This window comes from Lacrimispora indolis DSM 755, from assembly GCF_000526995.1.
In the GTDB taxonomy this organism is placed as follows: domain Bacteria; phylum Bacillota; class Clostridia; order Lachnospirales; family Lachnospiraceae; genus Lacrimispora; species Lacrimispora indolis.
The window spans coordinates 3,157,822-3,174,830 of record NZ_AZUI01000001.1 but is presented as its reverse complement, the minus strand read 5'-3'; the positions used below and the strand labels follow the sequence as shown (position 1 = coordinate 3,174,830).

General features: G+C 46.0%; 17 protein-coding genes, 1 riboswitch and 1 other annotated feature. Of the genes, 2 read left to right on the top strand and 15 right to left on the bottom strand.

What is annotated here, in order from left to right:
- The 11 genes from K401_RS0115280 to thiS form a co-directional block, all read right to left on the bottom strand.
- Nucleotides 1-468, bottom strand: a complete 468-nt coding sequence (locus tag K401_RS0115280; protein WP_024293759.1) for a tripartite tricarboxylate transporter TctB family protein — start codon at nucleotides 466-468, stop codon at nucleotides 1-3.
- Between the two features lie 90 nt (nucleotides 469-558).
- Nucleotides 559-1,629, bottom strand: a complete 1,071-nt coding sequence (locus K401_RS0115275; protein ID WP_024293758.1) for a type 2 periplasmic-binding domain-containing protein — start codon at nucleotides 1,627-1,629, stop codon at nucleotides 559-561.
- Between the two features lie 44 nt (nucleotides 1,630-1,673).
- Nucleotides 1,674-2,339 (bottom strand): DUF4867 family protein, encoded by a 666-nt coding sequence (locus K401_RS0115270; RefSeq protein WP_024293757.1) that lies wholly within the window; start codon nucleotides 2,337-2,339, stop codon nucleotides 1,674-1,676.
- Nucleotides 2,340-2,395: 56 nt separating this feature from the next.
- Nucleotides 2,396-3,250, bottom strand: coding sequence for an NAD(P)-dependent oxidoreductase (locus K401_RS0115265; protein WP_024293756.1), 855 nt, complete (start codon nucleotides 3,248-3,250; stop codon nucleotides 2,396-2,398).
- Between the two features lie 38 nt (nucleotides 3,251-3,288).
- Entirely contained in the window at nucleotides 3,289-3,975 is a 687-nt protein-coding gene (locus K401_RS0115260; protein ID WP_024293755.1) for a transaldolase family protein, read from the bottom strand.
- 471 nt (nucleotides 3,976-4,446) lie between these two features.
- Nucleotides 4,447-5,673, bottom strand: coding sequence for a tyrosine--tRNA ligase (gene tyrS / locus K401_RS0115250; RefSeq protein ID WP_024293754.1), 1,227 nt, complete (start codon nucleotides 5,671-5,673; stop codon nucleotides 4,447-4,449).
- Nucleotides 5,674-5,714: 41 nt separating this feature from the next.
- Nucleotides 5,715-5,971 (bottom strand) — a binding site (T-box leader).
- A 68-nt stretch (nucleotides 5,972-6,039) separates the two neighbouring features.
- On the bottom strand, nucleotides 6,040-6,618 hold the full coding sequence (locus tag K401_RS0115245; protein ID WP_024293753.1) for a thiamine phosphate synthase: 579 nt from the start codon (nucleotides 6,616-6,618) through the stop codon (nucleotides 6,040-6,042).
- A gap of 15 nt (nucleotides 6,619-6,633) precedes the next feature.
- On the bottom strand, nucleotides 6,634-7,851 hold the full coding sequence (thiH, locus tag K401_RS0115240) for a 2-iminoacetate synthase ThiH (protein WP_024293752.1): 1,218 nt from the start codon (nucleotides 7,849-7,851) through the stop codon (nucleotides 6,634-6,636).
- A gap of 10 nt (nucleotides 7,852-7,861) precedes the next feature.
- Nucleotides 7,862-8,641: a thiazole synthase gene (locus K401_RS0115235; RefSeq protein ID WP_024293751.1), complete on the bottom strand. Its 780-nt coding sequence runs from the start codon at nucleotides 8,639-8,641 to the stop codon at nucleotides 7,862-7,864.
- Between the two features lie 20 nt (nucleotides 8,642-8,661).
- Entirely contained in the window at nucleotides 8,662-9,309 is a 648-nt protein-coding gene (gene thiF / locus K401_RS0115230; protein ID WP_029694945.1) for a sulfur carrier protein ThiS adenylyltransferase ThiF, read from the bottom strand.
- A gap of 53 nt (nucleotides 9,310-9,362) precedes the next feature.
- Nucleotides 9,363-9,560: a sulfur carrier protein ThiS gene (gene thiS / locus K401_RS0115225; protein WP_024293749.1), complete on the bottom strand. Its 198-nt coding sequence runs from the start codon at nucleotides 9,558-9,560 to the stop codon at nucleotides 9,363-9,365.
- A gap of 170 nt (nucleotides 9,561-9,730) precedes the next feature.
- A riboswitch (TPP riboswitch) is annotated at nucleotides 9,731-9,840 on the bottom strand.
- Nucleotides 9,841-10,037: 197 nt separating this feature from the next.
- On the opposite strand from thiS, the gene K401_RS0115220 reads away from it, so the two are divergent.
- On the top strand, nucleotides 10,038-10,580 hold the full coding sequence (locus K401_RS0115220; protein ID WP_024293748.1) for a beta-class carbonic anhydrase: 543 nt from the start codon (nucleotides 10,038-10,040) through the stop codon (nucleotides 10,578-10,580).
- A 67-nt stretch (nucleotides 10,581-10,647) separates the two neighbouring features.
- Here the strand turns inward: K401_RS0115220 and K401_RS0115215 are convergent, their stop codons facing one another.
- Together K401_RS0115215 and K401_RS0115210 are read right to left on the bottom strand one after the other, a co-directional pair.
- Nucleotides 10,648-11,988 (bottom strand): CitMHS family transporter, encoded by a 1,341-nt coding sequence (locus K401_RS0115215; protein WP_024293747.1) that lies wholly within the window; start codon nucleotides 11,986-11,988, stop codon nucleotides 10,648-10,650.
- A gap of 127 nt (nucleotides 11,989-12,115) precedes the next feature.
- Entirely contained in the window at nucleotides 12,116-14,323 is a 2,208-nt protein-coding gene (locus K401_RS0115210; protein WP_024293746.1) for an ATP-binding protein, read from the bottom strand.
- Between the two features lie 82 nt (nucleotides 14,324-14,405).
- Between K401_RS0115210 and K401_RS0115205 the strand changes: the two genes are divergently transcribed.
- Complete coding sequence (locus K401_RS0115205) at nucleotides 14,406-15,092, top strand: response regulator transcription factor (protein WP_024293745.1); 687 nt, start codon at nucleotides 14,406-14,408, stop codon at nucleotides 15,090-15,092.
- Here K401_RS0115205 and citC read toward each other — a convergent pair.
- Nucleotides 15,082-16,110: a [citrate (pro-3S)-lyase] ligase gene (gene citC, locus K401_RS0115200; protein ID WP_024293744.1), complete on the bottom strand. Its 1,029-nt coding sequence runs from the start codon at nucleotides 16,108-16,110 to the stop codon at nucleotides 15,082-15,084. The two genes, K401_RS0115205 and citC, sit on opposite strands and share 11 nt — an antisense overlap.
- Entirely contained in the window at nucleotides 16,077-17,009 is a 933-nt protein-coding gene (citG, locus tag K401_RS0115195; RefSeq protein WP_024293743.1) for a triphosphoribosyl-dephospho-CoA synthase CitG, read from the bottom strand. The genes citC and citG overlap by 34 nt, the downstream gene beginning before the upstream one ends.

Genomic DNA, 17,009 nt, shown 5'->3' with positions numbered 1-17,009 from the left:
TCAACCTCCAAATCCCGGAAAACCAGGCAATGAAACGTGGAATACATACTTGAACAGGTAAAAGATACCGATTCCTGCTGCCACAGTGAATATGTAAATAAATGGCTTCCTCTCACCGCAGTAAAATAACATCACAGGAAACACGATGACTACGGCAAGAATAAATCCCGCTTTGATTGTCAGGAAAGTAAAGAAACACAGCAATAAAATCATGAAAATACAGGGCTTCTCTTTTTTCCAGTCAAATTCTATCACTCTATCTTTTTTAAATATTAAGCTTTGTATCAGCAGTACAGCGGAGCAGATCAAAACTCCTGTAAGACAGATACCCGGGATGATCCGCGGACTTGGCGCACCTGAGTCGTACATGGGAAGGCGCACTTCAGACGGCATGACTACCAGCATTGCGATACTAAACAGTCCCATGATAAGCCCGGACCAAAAATAAGTCTTAATCTTAAATTTCACTGAATCACACATCCTTTCTCCAATTGCTGAAGAAAATGGCAAGGAGGGCATTCCGGCAAAAGCCCTCCCGGCCGATCTTCCAGCCGTCTCCTACTGCTGCCCGCTCAAGGTGTCAAATGCAGCAACCGCCTTGGCACAAGCTTCTTCCAGATGTACTTTTGCATCTTCTCCATACACTTCAAACTTATTCAGCTTAATCTCACTGATCCAGTCACTGTATTCAGGATCCGCCCATACATCTTTGGAAATCTGTGCAACCTGATCGATCCATGCCTGATCCGCACCGGTACGTACTGCAATAAATCCGCCTGCCGCCAAAATGGAACCTGTATAATCTGCGGATCCATTCAGTTCGGGAGCCTTGGTTTCACCGGCAATTCCCGGAACAGTGATTTCCCCATCAGGACTCTTGAAGCCTTCAAAAGCCTGATCAGAGAATGCAAGGATCGGAGTCATTGTCCCTGCCTCTACATCCTCTAAGGCGACCTGAGTAGTGCCAACAAACACATCCACTTCCCCGTCAGTCAGCCCCTTCTTCTGGGCAGCGCCTCCGTCATAGGGAACCACCATCACTTTACCGCCTTCCAAAGCTACCAGGGAGCCTAATGCCAGATGGGGATCAGAAAGGGGATTCCCGCCAGACATCTTGATGCCGCCATTCCTGGATTTCTCCAGGATATCCGCCAGGGTCGTGCCTGGTTTTCCGTACATAATCCAAGTCCTGTCATCAATGGATGCAACCGGATATATGTCACTGCGGTCAAAGTCCACAACCTCAGTCTGATATTTCTTGCCAAGATCATGACGGTATGCCACACCATAACCATAAACCAGCAGTTCCTTTGTGGACGGATCCAAATCAGTGTAATAGTTTGCCGCAGAAAAACCGTCTCCGCCTGTCATATTTTCCACGATAAAATTGTATTCCGGATGAACCTTACCGGCAACCAGCGCATACTTTCGCGCAATGGAATCAGCAGTGCCGCCTACGCCGTAAGGACATATAATTTTGATGGTTGCACCGCTTTGGCCTCCCGCGGCTGCGGTTGACTCCTTCGAGGTATTTCCGGATGGTTCCGATTGTGTGGCGGACGCACCGCATCCTGCCAGGGAAACTGCTGTAACAGCTGCAAGTACCATTGCTAATATTCTCTTTTTCATATACAACCTCCTGATATATTATTTGTTTTTGCTTTTCAATTCCCTTAATACTTAAGTTCCTTATTTTCCCCTATAAGTCCCGGAACAGCGCCCTGCCTGATCAAGGGTTCCCGTTCCGGATGGGCAATGACCCATTTGTTGCGCTGCAAAAGCAGTTTTCCTTCGTCCTCCGCTGCCTCCGGCTTATGCTCCAAAGGCGTATTCGTTCCCCTTGGAAGGATTATAATATCTTTAAACCCTTCATCCGTTACCCGGCAGGGTGACAAGTGGAGCGTGGTCTGGTACATCTCAACAACTGTCCCTTTTTCCACAAAAAACACCTTTGCATCCTCTGTCTTGTATGTATTATCCTTAATCTCCCATACATGGCCTAAAACCACCATGAAATCCGTCACGGCGATATTGATCTCACTGCCTTTGTGATATTCAAATCCATTGTAAGCGGTATTTCTTCCATTACAGTACCCTACCTGTATGTCCATCCCGCCGTAAAACCCATCTCTTAAAAAAGCTGCCCCAGGCACCTGTTCCATCTCAGGAACAGAAGCCAGGTATATGTTGCCGTTTTCCGGTATAAGAGATTTTTCTTCCATGTAAGACACCATGTCCGAGAAATCATATCCTGTGACCACCCGTCCATATGTTTTAAATTCCTCATCAAAAACAGAGCGGACTGCCACATCGTTGACTTCGTTTAACCGTTTAATCATCATATTCCTCATTATCATCTTCCTCTGAATCTGTGACCGGACTTTTTTAAGCGCTCCTATCTTTTTACTATTTTTATAGTAGCGCAAAAATCCTCATTTCCATATCCGGCTTCCATAGCCTTTTCATAAACCCCCCATACTGCCTGCTCTCCAGGCATTGAAAAGCCGCATTCATCTGCCAGCTTCATGCAGATACTTACATCCTTTGCCATGTTTTCCACTGAGAAGGCAGTCGTATAATCCTCTGCATCAAGAAAGGCTTTCTTGGAATCCAGATAAAAGTTCTGGCCCCCGCCATAGGAGACGGCTTCCCCATAATCCATAAGGGAAATTCCATTTCTTGCCGCTAAGGCAATGGTTTCATTGACCCCATTCTGAATCTGGGATACCAGGGCATTGTGGCAGATCTTCATTACCAGCCCCTTGCCGTTTTCCCCCATATGCTTTACATTTTCTCCCATGTAAAGGAGGATGGGGCGCATTCTCTCATAGGTTTCCTCATCGCCGCCCACATAGATTCCTAATTTACCTGCAACAGCCGCAGGTTTTGACTTTACCACCGGGGCATCGATGAATCCGGCTCCTGTCTTTTTCACCATCTCTGCAATTTTCACTGATACGCTGGGATCTATGGTACTCATGTCAATGCAGGTTTTCGTGGAATCCAGCACTTCCAGGATCCCCGTGTACACTGCTTTGGAGTGCTCTGACTTGGGGACCATTGAAATAATCACATCAGACACCTTTGCCAGTTCCACGGAATCCCTGCACGCCACAGCACCTTTAGCCGCCAGTAAGTCCGCCTTTTCCTTTACAAAGTCAAACACATAGACTGTATCATCATGCTTTTTCACTATATTCTCACACATGGACTCGCCCATGATGCCAAGTCCGATAAATCCGATCTTCATATCCCAGCCTCTCCTTCTCGTTCATTTCCTTACGCCCACTATTCTGTAATGGTGTTATCCCAGGCATTGATAAAGGTTTCAATCCCCTGGTTGGTATAAGCGTGTTTCATGGTATCCCGATATACATCCAGGCCGGTTGTCACAATGTCGGCTCCTGCCACGGCACATTCCACAATCTGCTTGGGAGTACGGATCGCCGCACAGATAATCTGTGTCTTTTTGTAAAAGCCATAATTCTTATAGATATCCACAATATTTTGTATGTAAGCCTTACAATCCTCACCGTTGGCCTCCTTCCATCCGATGAATGGGGATACGAACAGAGAATGATTCCTGGCTGGAAGAATGGCCTGGGCAGGTGAAAACACCAATGTTACATTCGTGCGGATGCCTTCTGCCTCCAGTTTTCTGGCCGCAGTCATTCCTGCCTCTGTTGCGGGAATTTTGATTACAAAATTAGAACTGATTGCAGCAATCTTTCTGGCTTCCGTTATCATGGCCTCTGCTTCATCCAGGTGAGGATTGATTTCCACTGATACAGGAAAACGGTCATACCCATCCAGTCCCTGGGATTTTATCCAATCTGCAATGCCATGGATTGCCGTAAGAAATGGTTTTCCGCTAAGCATGATATGCCTTGGATTCGTTGTCACACCATCAATACCAAATGTGTTGTAAGCAAACTGAATCTCATCAAGCTTTGCGCTGTCTAAAAAATACTTCATAGCCTAAGTCCTCCTCATTATGTTTATTAATTTTATTAATTAATTAAATCAATTTTACTCAATGCTCTGTTTTTGGTTTTTGGTTTTTGTCTTTTATGTTTAATTTTATTGTTTATATTATAGTAATATAATCCATATGTCAATGGATAATTTGGCGGTTTTTATATTTTGTCATATTGTTTAAATCATTTAATCAATTTTATGCAGATTGACGGAATTTTTATGATCTCCCAAGTTTCAGCACCCGGAACCCCCTCTCCCCTTCTCATAACCTTATTGAAGCAGAACGGGGCAAGCATCCGGCTGCTGTAATATCACCGGGACTCTAGGTTTTAATCTCATTGGTCCGCACAGAACTCATGGAGCAATTTTCAAAAAAAGAACAGGATATGCATTTTTGCATGCCCTGTTCTATCTCTAAAAGGTGTGAAGTTTTAGCTGAATCGCATCTATTTTTCAGCATCTTCTTTTTTATTGCTTTGCAATCACCCTTACAAACTTTTTCTTGCCTCTCTTTACTATCATCCCATCTCCGGACAACTGCTCCTTTGTGAAAACAGTCTTTGCATCAGAAACAGCCTCTCCTTCCACGATCACTCCTCCCTGCTCCACATTGCGCCTTGCCTCAGAACGGCTGGGTGCTAAGCCGGATTTTTGAAGAATGGACAGGATGTCAATGCTTTCGTTAATAAAATCCGCCTCATCCAGCTCACAGGTTGGCATATCTGCCGCATTGCCTCCGGTAAACAGTGCCCTGGCACTCTCTTTTGATCTTTGGGCTTCCTCTTCCCCGTGTACCAGCTTGGTCAGCTCATAGGCCAGGATTTCCTTTGCCTCGTTCAGCTGGCTGCCTTCCCAGCCGTCCATTTCGTCGATCTGCTCAATAGGAAGGAAGGTGAGCATTCGCAGGCATTTTAGTACATCCGCATCGGCAATGTTTCTCCAGTACTGGAAGAAATCAAAGGGAGAAGTCTTTTCCGGATCAAGCCACACGGCACCGGACTGGGTTTTTCCCATCTTGTTTCCTTCGGAATTTAAAAGCAGGGTAATGGTCATGGCATGGGCATCCTTTCCCAGCTTCCGGCGGATCAGCTCCGTGCCCCCAAGCATATTGCTCCACTGGTCATCTCCTCCAAACTGCATGTTGCAGCCATAGCGGTTAAACAGCTCATAAAAGTCATAGCTCTGCATGATCATGTAGTTGAACTCCAGGAAACTTAATCCCTTTTCCATACGCTGCTTATAGCATTCAGCGGACAGCATGCGGTTAACGGAAAAGTGCGGGCCTACCTCCCTGAGAAAATCAATATAATTTAACTCCAGCAGCCAGTCAGCATTGTTGACCATAAGGGCCTTTCCTTCGGAAAAGTCGATAAAACGGCTCATCTGCTTTTTAAAGCAGTCACAGTTATGCTGGATCATATCCACGGTCATCATCTGACGCATGTCGCTTCTTCCGGACGGATCTCCAACCATACCGGTTCCTCCGCCGATAAGGGCGATAGGCTTATTGCCTGCCTCCTGAAGGCGTTTCATTAAACACAGGGCCATAAAATGACCTACATGAAGACTGTCTGCCGTGGGATCAAATCCAATATAAAATACGGCCTTTCCTTCGTTTACCATTTTACTGATCTCTTCTTCGTTTGTCACCTGGGCGATCAGGCCCCGGGCTTTTAATTCTTCATAAATCGTCATCGTCATTCTCCTTTTTCATAAAAAAATAAACCCCGTCCTATCAAAAGGACGAGGCTGAAGTCTCGTGTTACCACCTTAAGTTTATAAACAGCTCACGCTGCCTACCTCTTTGAGTACCTGATGCGATACTCTAGCACAATAACGGGTGCGGGAATCCGTCGCAGCCTACTTGGCATCTCAGCCGTTGGGTACGAAGCTCAAAGATGTATTCACAATCCGTTTTCCACGCGCCTCTCATCTGCCGGCTGCTTTCTGTGTGGTCCTTCAAACTGCTACTTGTTCTTATCAACGCTTTTACATTTGTTTATGAAGTTATTGACTAGTATATGTTGGTTTGATTAATTTGTCAAGAGGGGTTTTTCGAATTTACTCTTTCATCAGGCCTGACATTACGCACATTCCCGCCGCACCCCTTTCCTTTATCTCCTTTAGGCAGCTCACGGTAAGCAGCATCCCTCCAATGGCATAAACAGGAATGCTGACAGCACCGCATACTTCCTCCAGAAAATCAAGTCCTCTGGGAGGCACGCCGGGTTTACAGCCGGTTTTAAAAATATGCCCGGCAATTACATAAGTGGCTCCCAGTTCCTCTGCTCTTCGCGCCTCCTGTACCGAATGAACGGAAGTGCCTATGACAGAAAACTCCGGTTCCGCCCTTCCTTGTTCCTGTAATTTCAAAAGAGGCAAATGTATCTTATCCACATGCAGTTTCTTCGCCGTATCGGAAAAAGAATGAAGAATACAGGGTACCTGAAAGTTTTCGCATATTGGAAGTACAAGACGGGCCAGCCTTTGGTATTCTTCCTCCTCCATATCCTTTTCCCTCAGGACCAATGCCCTGGGCTGCAGTCTGCAGACAGATTCTATTTGTTCTAAAAATGGACGGCTGCATAAATGCCGGTTGGTCACTGCTATGATTCCCTGATAAAATTCGTTCGATCCCATACGTTATACCTCCTGTTATACATACAGATAATCACTCATGACCGGCTGCATACCAAGCCTTAGCAAATCCTTCATGACCGCGTCCACGGAACGGCCGTCTGAAATCTCAAACTGACTGTCCCCCTTTTGCTCCGTTTCATCCGCATGTCCGCCGATTCCGGTACTCACCCCTGCGGAAATTTTTGTGGCTGCAATGTTTACCAGGTTATCCCGTACCCGGGCACATTCCCTGGTGGACACCGTAATGCCTGCAAAGGGCATGAACAGGCGGTATGCCGTTACTACCTGCAAAAGCTGGGGCTCATGAACATCCATGGGATTGATTTTATTATTGTTGATGATCGGACGCAGGCGGGGACATGAGAAGGAAATTTCTGCATGAGGATACTTTCGCTGCAGCAGATAGGCATGCATGCCGGTTGCGAAGGCATCTTTCCGGAAATCATCCAGCCCCAGAAGGGCGGCGATCCCCACTCCCCGCATTCCTCCCTTCAGGGCCCTCTCCTGGGCAGCAAAGCGGTAGGGGAAAATCCGTTTGTGCCCGGCCAGGTGCAGAGTCTCATATTTCTCAGTATGGTAAGTTTCCTGAAAGACCGTTACATAATCGGCACCGCACCGGTGAAGATAGGCATATTCATCCGAATTCATGGGATACACTTCCAACCCTACTGCCTTAAAATATTTCCGGGCAATTTTACAGGCTTCCCCTATATATTTCACATCCGACATTTTCCTGCTTTCCCCTGTCAGGATCAGGACTTCCTTAAGTCCACTTTTTGCAATGGCCCTCATTTCCTTCTCAATGTCTTCCTCACCCAGCTTGGCACGGCTGATCCGGTTATTGCAATGAAAACCGCAGTAAATGCAGAAATTTTCACAATAATTGGAAATATAAACCGGAGTAAACAGATTCACACTGTTGCCAAAATATCTTCTGGTCTCCTTTCTCGCCATACAGGCCATCTCCTCCAGAAACGGCATTGCTGCCGGCGACAGCAGCGCCGCAAAATCTTCCGGGGACCGGTTCTCATGGGCCAGGGCACTTTTCACATCCGCTTCAGTGTATTTGTCGTAATCATAGCTTTCCATGGCCTTTATCACCCGGTCCTGTATGTCTGAATGCAAAACCTCCATATCCGGCAGATAGGTCATATGGTCGATCCGGTTTTTTTTCTGCCATTCTTTGATTTCTTCATTTAAAATGCTTTCGTTGTTATAAGATTCCGTACTCATGATTTCCTCCTTACTCCCGTAAAAATCCGGTCAGGGGCGACGAAGGGCTGGCGCCCTTTTCCATGACCCGGCCCATACCGGCCAGATAAGCCTTTCTGCCTGCCTCAACAGCATTTTTAAAGGCCTCTGCCATAAGCCGAATATCCCCGGCCGTGGCGATCCCCGTATTGGCCATGACCGCAGCAGCTCCCATTTCCATGGCTTCACATGCCTGGGAGGGTTTTCCAATGCCTGCATCCACAATAATTGGCAGATCGATCTCATCAATGAGAATACGGATGAACTCTTTGGTACATAAGCCTTTATTGGAGCCGATGGGGGCACCTAACGGCATGATGGAAGAAGCCCCGGCATTTACCAAATCCCTTGCCGCATTTAAATCCGGATACATATAAGGCATAACGATAAATCCCTCCTTTGCCAGGATTTCCGTTGCTTTTATGGTTTCCTGATTATCCGGAAGCAGATATTTGGAATCATGGATCACTTCAATTTTTATAAAATTCCCGCTTCCTGCTTCCCTTGCCAAACGGGCGATCCGTACGGCCTCCTCTGCATTTCTCGCCCCTGATGTATTGGGAAGAAGGGTGATGCCTTCGGGTATGTAATCCAGGATATTCGCCGTTCCCCCTGCATTGGCTCTCCGGAGAGCCAGGGTGATGATCTCTGCTCCCGCCCTTTCTATGGCCGACTGGATTAAATCCAGGGAGTATTTTCCCGATCCCAGGATGAACCTGGATGTAAATTCAAAACCCCCGATTACCAGCTTATCTTCTTTTATAGGATTCATTTTATTTCCCTCCTGTTTTTTTATAATTCCGGCTGAAGAATCAATTGGGTTATCATATTGGCCTCATGGGCAGCACAGATTGCCACCCTGGGAGCCATCAGCCCGTTTCCGTACCCCGGCTCTGACATTCCGTCGCCGCAAAGATAAAAATTCCGGCTTATCTTCCTGGTACGGATCTCATTACTGTCCCCGTATCCTGCCATCCCCGATGCTGAGACCAGCTTTTTATCCGGGAAATGCTCCATTACGCCGTTCACAAGCATGGCTTTCATTTCCGGCACATCAAACGCTTCGCAGATGATATCCTCTGATTCAAATAACCCGGGTAGGTTGTGCTCTGTTACTTTTACACAATCCGCAGAAATCTCCAGATAAGGATTTATTGCCTTAAGCTCTTCCTTAAGAGCATCCGTCTTATACATTCCGATATGATGGATAAAATACTGCTGTCGGTTCAGATTACTGATATCCACTCTGTCAAAATCAATCAAATGCATATGTCCCACACCGATACGGGCAAGGGCAAAGGCTACATTGGAGCCCAGTCCTCCCAGGCCTGCTATTGCCACTCTGGCCTGATTCAATTTCTCCTGAACCTCCGGGGAATGACGCTTTTTTAGTGCTTCCTGAATTTCTGGTTTGCTTAAAATTCCATGTTCCAGTTTCATGTTAACTCCCTTTTATTCTAATCTTTCTGAAAGTCCCCGCTGCATTCCTGTAATCAGCCGCCGCCTACAAAGCTGATGACTTCCAGGATGTCTCCATCCCTTATAGTTGTTTCCGAAAGTCTGGACCTGGAAACCATACGGCCGTTATGCTCTACCGCAACCCGGTCTGCCTGATAGCCCATAAGCTCCAGCAACTCTGAAACCAGGATCTCTTCTGACAGCCCCTGCTCCTTTCCGTTAACCATAACCATGTCTTATTCCTCCTCTCTTGTATGGCAGGATTTTTTCAAAAAAAAAGTTCACAAAGAAATACACCCGCGGTGGTGTACCCCTTCGTGAACTTTCATTCACTCACAATAAAAATCCTATCCGATTGTACGTCAAATAAAAAAGCGGAAAATGCCCGCAGCACCTTCCGCAATAATTCCTTAAGCGTCCGTCCCTACGTTGGCATTATCCAAATCAGGTATATGAGTCGAAGTTCATAACTTCCTCTCAGCCTATTACATAAGCTCCTCTTTTGACGTATATAGTATAAAACAGAAAATCCGGGATGTCAACAGAATTTCCGGTATATCCGTTTTTTCGCCTTTTTTATTTCTGGCGGTAAGGAAATCCCTGGAAAGTTTTAAAAGGCAGCAAGCTAAATAAACATTAAGGCAGTCTGTTATCCTTTATTAAGGTTTCTTCTTTATTATTGTTTTAATAAAAGAAAAAGGAGGCAGATTATGATTGAAGAAATATTAAAGTACAATGATACTTTTGTGAGCACCAATGGTTATAGATCCTTTGTCACAGACAAGTATCCCAGAAAAAGGCTTGCCATATTAACCTGCATGGATACCAGGCTGGTGGAGCTGCTGCCCGCCGCACTTGGTATTCACAACGGAGATGTAAAGCTGATAAAAAATGCAGGCGGCGTGATTTTAGATCCTTTTGACAGCACAATCCGCAGCCTTCTCATCGCAATTCTGGAATTCGGTGTGGAAGAAATCATGGTTATCGGCCATACTGACTGCGGAGCAGCTGTCATATCCTCCAAAATCATCATCACACACCTGCTTAACCGGGGTATTGCCTGGAATACCATACAAAAACTGAAAGAGGATGGGGTGGACTTTGACTCCTGGTTCCAGGGCTTAGAAAACACGGAACGCTCCGTTCAAAAATCTGTTTCCTTACTTAAAACCCATCCCCTCATGCCATCCAATGTAATTATCCAGGGTTTTGTCATGGATATTACCTGCGGCAAACTGGCCGCAGTTTCTTAATCCAGACGGAAAAGGCGCCGGAATTTAATTCCAGCGCCTTTTCCATTTGGATTTTATTATCAGAATTCTATGAAAGGGTCAGTACACCAAGTAAAAGACCGGCCGTCAGGCAAACAAAGCTCACTCCCCATATCCACAGGAAGCAGGTCTTAATATGGTCTTTGATCTCCACACCCGCCAGGCCTATCCCTAAGAATGTGGCAGGTACAACAGGACTTATAAAGGTGGCGCAGTTGCGGCATACCACCATGGCAATTGCTATATGCACAGGATCTACGCCAAAGCTGTTTCCCACACTGATCAGGACCGGAAGAAGGCCATAGAAATAGGAATCCGTACAGAACATCAAAGTCAGAGGTACGGACAGCACTCCGATGATCAGCGGTAAGAAACGGCCCATGGACTGGGGTATAAATGCAGCAAGTACACTGGCCATGTGATTCATGATCTCACTGTCTTCCAGCACTCCTAAAAATACACCGGCAGCAAGAATGGTAGAAGCCATCATAAGCGCAGGGCCCGCATGAGATTTGATGATCTTATTCTGCATTTTTGCACCCGGATAGTTAACCAGAAGGGCAATGACACAGCCGATCATAAACATATAATAAGACGGCACCGGCAGGAAAACAAGACAAACAATGATAAACAATGTTAAAATCACGTTGAAGGCAAACAGCTTCGGCCTTACCAGTTCTCCGGTATCAGCCGCAGAAGCGCTTTCTTCCAGCCCCTCGGTATCTTCTATGGCCAGGGTGCTGTTGATTCCGGCCCCTCGTTTCTTTTCAACAATTCCCCAGAAAAACGCGGTAAACATAGCAACTCCAATGCCCACCACCTGCATGGGCAAAAGCTTCATCCACAGGACATTGGCTTCTATTTCCAATACAGAGGCCGCACGCATGGTCGGGCCGCCCCATGGAAGCAGATTCATGACGCCCATGGAGGTGACACATATTAAAAGCAGAGTTGTGGGACGCATTTTTAATTTCTTATAAACCGGCAGCATTGCCGGAATGGTGATCAGGAACGTGGAGGCACCGCCTCCATCCAAATGGCCGATTATGGCGATGATGCAGGTCATAAATGCCACTCCAACCACATTGTTACCCACTTTTTTCATTAGGGCGCTTATGATGCGGTCAAACATTCCTGCATCAGTCATAATTCCGAAAAACAGCACGGAAAATATAAACAACGCAGCCGTGGAGTGCACCCCGGACACCCCTTTCTTAATAAAATCCCCAACTTCACTGACTGTAAAGGTTCCGGTTAAAACCAGGATCAGGGCACTTATGGTAGATACTCCGATAAATGCAAGTGCCGGAACAGTAACATTTTTCAGCAACAAAACAATGATCATGATAATGGTTGCAAATCCTAATAATGCAAGCATTGTCTCATTCATGTTTTCTTCCTCCTCTATTCTTTTTATTTATAGGAGCAGTATAAAAGCCCAACCTTACACTCTTCCTCCTTCTCTCTTTCATTTCTTTAAGAGAAAAATTAAAAGTTGTTAAGATTCGGCTTTTCTGTTATACCCATTCCCTGCAAATCTTTACCGCTTTTAAAATAGATGAGTCGGAAACCGGTTTATCTATGTACTCATCGATGATTTTCCTCTTCTTTGCTTCAAGGATTTCTTTGGTCACCCGGTCTGTCATAATGATCCGGATCACATCCGGATATTGACCCTGAAGAGACATGCAGAAATCCGTTCCGCTTTTCCCTCCAATATAATGCTCCGTCACAATGGCATCCATTTCTTGTTCCCTTAAAATCCTTCTGGCCTCTTCAAAGTCCATACAGGACATCAATGGCACATGCAGCCTGCTGAAATTCTTTTCCAGAAGCCTTAATACCTTTGGATTGTCATCGATGACCAGAAGCCTTAAGATATCTCCGCATTCCTCCTCTGTTTCCAGCTGCCCTTCCTGCTCCTTCTGCTCATTCACAGGAAAATAAATATGAAAAACGCTGCCCTCTCTCTGCCTGCTTTCCGCGAAAACATATCCTTTGTGGGAATGAACGATCTGCTCCACAAGAGACAGTCCCAGTCCCGTTCCGTTCCCATTTTTCTTTGTGGTGAAAAACGGGTCAAAAATCTGCTTTAGCACCTCTTTGCTCATGCCTTCCCCGTCATCTGCAATATCAATCCGGATATAATGATTCCATTCTTCCGGAACGGCTGAAAACTTGTACTGCTTTAAATCCTCCTTTCCTACCTTGTTCGCCGTGATGGTTATATTTCCTTCCCTGTGGCCGATTGCATGGATGGCATTCACGCAGATATTTAATATGACCTGATTCATCTGGGTTTCGTTTCCCAGAAAGCATTCCCCTGATAAGTTTATTTCTTTCTTTAAGTGCACATGAGGCGGACATACGGAGCTTACCATTTTTATGGCACGTCCCAGTACCTTCGCGGCATTTATATTTTTAAAGGCTGTTTCCATATTCTTTCTGCTTAAGGATGAGATCTGCTGGATGATTTCTTTTGCCTTTCCGGAGGCTTCATAAATCTCCGATGCGCTGTCGTATCCCTCTGAATTCTTCGGAAGGTCAAGCATCAGCAATTCGGCATATCCCATGATCGGTGTCAGCAGGTTATTAAACTCATGGGCAATGCCTCCGGTCATGGTTCCCATAACCTGCAGTCTCTGCTGATGGGCAATTGTTTCTTCACTCTGATGCAGTTCTTCTAAAATCTTATTAAGTTCCCACAAATAGGCGATTTCTTCTGTATCCTTTCTTTTCTGGACCCGCAAATCCCCAATATAAAATACCATTCCGAGAACCACTGCAACAATTCCGAAAAATACCAGGCCCAGCTTGAAAAATCCAGCTGCAACCGGGATATAAATATCATTGTAGTCGATCACTGCACTGACTACCAAAAAGCTGTCCCCTATGACAGCAGGAGAATAGGCGCTGATCTTTTTTACTTCCGGAACCCCCGGGTCCAGCCACCAGTAGGAATAATACTCGGAGACACCTGCCTCTCCTCTGTTCTGCTTTTCTATCATCTGCTGCAGGCTGGTCAAATCCTTATTGGGAAACATCTCCTGCCGGCCTGAAATCACATTGATTCCCCACTGGCTTTCCTGAGGGTGAATGAGGATAATACCTTTTGAATCCTTGATCACCACATATCCGTTGGTTCCCAGACGAATATTGGATACCAGAGACTTGTAATATTTCTTTTCATTTAAAACAATGGAAATTGAACTGCCGTTTAGAAGCATTTTCTTTAAGATCAGGTACAATTCCCCATTTTCCAGTCTGCACTGCCGAAAGCTCACACCAGGGCTGATCTCTGTGACGGAATAAGTTGACTTAACCCCATAACCATTGATGCTTTCTAACAGCTCTCCGTTTTCATCCTCTAAAATGACATCATAAACAAACCGGCTGTGATGAGTCACATAATCCTGAAGCAGGGACCAATCCTTTCTTCCGGCTTTTTTTAGATTTTCATCTTCCATGGAACATAAGGTATTTAAATCCGCCTGATAGTCTTCAATAAAAATTTTTAAACTCTCCCCAATGCACTGGGTCGTCAGAATCATCTGTTTCTTTTGATTGTCTATGATCGCTTCTTTATATTCCTTCCAGATACTGAATACAAGACAGCAGAAAATAAGCAGTACGGCTGCCATGGCACAAGACATAAATACCGCTCCATATCTCTTATTCCCGTTTATTTTGTTCATGAATCCATCCTCTGATTGCCTGTTCCTCATTGACTTGTCTCCGGGTTAATATTATAATAATTTTAGATTTATTTCGATCTGTTTCTACATAAATATTAATTTGGGGGAAGCTATGTCTGATAAAGTGTTAATTGTAGATGACGATCCGGCTGTTTGTAAGTTATTGGAAAAAGTCATGCACAGCAATGATTTGGAACCTACCATCGCGGACAGCGGACTTACGGCACTGAATTATCTTAAGAACCATACCTATGACATGATCCTCATGGATGTCATGCTGGGTGATATGGAAGGCTTTGAGGTAATCAAACGGCTGCGCAGCCAGGGCATCCAGACTCCTGTTATGATCATAAGCGGAAGAAACGAGGATTACGATTCTCTCTACGGTCTGTCTCTGGGTGCAGATGATTACATCACCAAGCCCTTCCGCCCTCTGGTCCTCGGAGCCAAGGTAAAGGCACTGATCCGCCGAAATAAAAATCAGGTGCTGGACAGCTCGGATCTCCTGGAATGCGGACCTTTTACTTACAATACTTCCACCATGCGGTTTTATAAAAACGGAGAAGAGATTGTTCTTTCTTCCAAAGAAAGCAGTCTGATGCTTTTGTTCTTAAAGCATCCAAGCCAGGTGTTTACAAAAGATATGATCTACGAGCATGTGTGGGGAAACAGCGTAGCTGTGGACGATAATGCCATTATGGTGTACATTAACCGCCTGCGGGGCAAAATCGAAGAGGACCGGCAAAAGCCGGCCCATATCATAACGGTCAGAGGCCTGGGATACCGGTTTATCCCATAGGCCTCCGGCCTTTTTTTCTGTTCACCAGATATTCCAGTGTGGTAGCGGGTACCAGACCTTTTAACCGTTCAAAATCTTCCTTTTCATACCATCTCCGGACTGCAGATGCGCTGATAACCTCTCCCCTCCAATCCTTTCTTTCAATTTCCTCCACAAAGATTCCATACCTGGGCAGGATTTTTTTCATTTCCTTGTTATATTGGCCTGTAACAACACACACGGGTTCTGTTCCCACAAAGCGCTTTGTGATCCCAAGCGCCGGAGCAATGCGGCTGCCGAAAAGCTCTAAGTCCAGACCGCAGCAGGCCCTTTCTGCACCACCCTTTTCCTTCATGAAATAGGTTGGAAACGTAGCTGCGGATATTACGTAATCAGAAGCCTGATGGATGACCGCCCGTGGTAAGTCCCTGGTCCCTTCCCTGACCAAAAAAAACCGTTCCTCTGCCCCAAAGCAGCTCCTGTCATCGCCAAGAACCAGAACATGGACGTAGTCACAGCAGCTAAGGGCCTGTTCAATCAAATACCGGTGGCCATAAGTAAACGGATTGCAGTTGGCAACGATGGAGCCGATGACCATACCTGGCTTCAATGCATCGTCCGGAGACTCTGAGATCAGGCGGTTCACAAATTCTTCAAACCCGTTTTTCCTGTTTTCCATAAAAAGGATATCATGGGTCATAAGGACTGTATAAAATCCAAGATCCTCAAACATCTCCCTGTTTTCCGGCTTTGTGTACATTAAAATATGGGACCTGCTGCTCTCAAATTCATACTGGGTAAGGCAGGAGAGGATGGACCCGGATAAGCCGAGCCCTCGCGCGCTTTTATTTACTGCAATGCATTTTAAGACATTCTGGTCCGCCGATCCGGTGGCCAGAATCCGGTAATCCTCATCAAGCAGGCATACGCTGTATTCAATCCCCTGGTCATAGTCCAGATCATTCTGGCTTAAAAATTCCTTTAATTGTTCCAGATCTTTTCCTTTTAACGGCCTGCCCTCCAGCTTCCTGAATTCCATAAACTCCTCTCTTTCCCCGGCCCTTTTACCAGTTCAACCATGAATATGGCCAAAGCAAGAAGATCCGCACACCCTCCGGCACTTATATTCTTCTTTATAAAATCCTCATCCAAACGTTTCAGCGTCAGCATGCATTTGTTTGTGTAGGCTCCTCCGGCTCGCAGGAAATCCCTTGCAGTGTTCTGGACCTCCATAAGGACGGTTGGATTATGCCTTGCAAGAATGTTGGAGTCCTCCACCCGGCTCATGAGCATAAACAGAGTTTCCAGCTTGATCCGGTTCCAGTCCCGTCCTTCTCTGAGCCCTTTTTCCATTGTTGGAAGAGCAATTCTACATACGGAAGAATATCCGCTGATAGCTTCCCCCCTGGCGCCGGCGGTTCCGTATTGATGCAGGTTTTTTTCCCCGTTGCTGGTAAATTCCCGCATTTCCTTTACTTCCTTGATCAGGGTCTCCCTCACCATGGCCTGCTCCATTTCCATCAGGCGTTTTAGGGTCACGGCTCCATAAGTTCCGATACATGCCCCGGCAGCCCCGCTTATGATCCCCATGTGAAAGATCAGCCCCTTGTGGGTGTTCACCCCGTCCGTGGCCTTGTACATGACTGCTTCCGCAGACAGGCCCATCCTGCGTATGCGGTCAAACAGGAGCCTTGGAGTGTCCGAAAACTTAAGACCTTCCAGAGCCATGGCCGCAAAAAATGGCTCCAGAGCCGCAGCGCTCCGCTCAAAGGAAACAACATTCATATCCTTATGGGAGCCTGAAGAGTACAAGTCCACCAGCCCGGGCTTAGGGGAAGTATAAACCTCCTCAAGCATTGCCCGGTAAGCCATATTCCCTATATGAAAAGCAGTCTTTTCCTCTGTCCTTTGAGGATTCACACAAGTACCGGCGGCCAT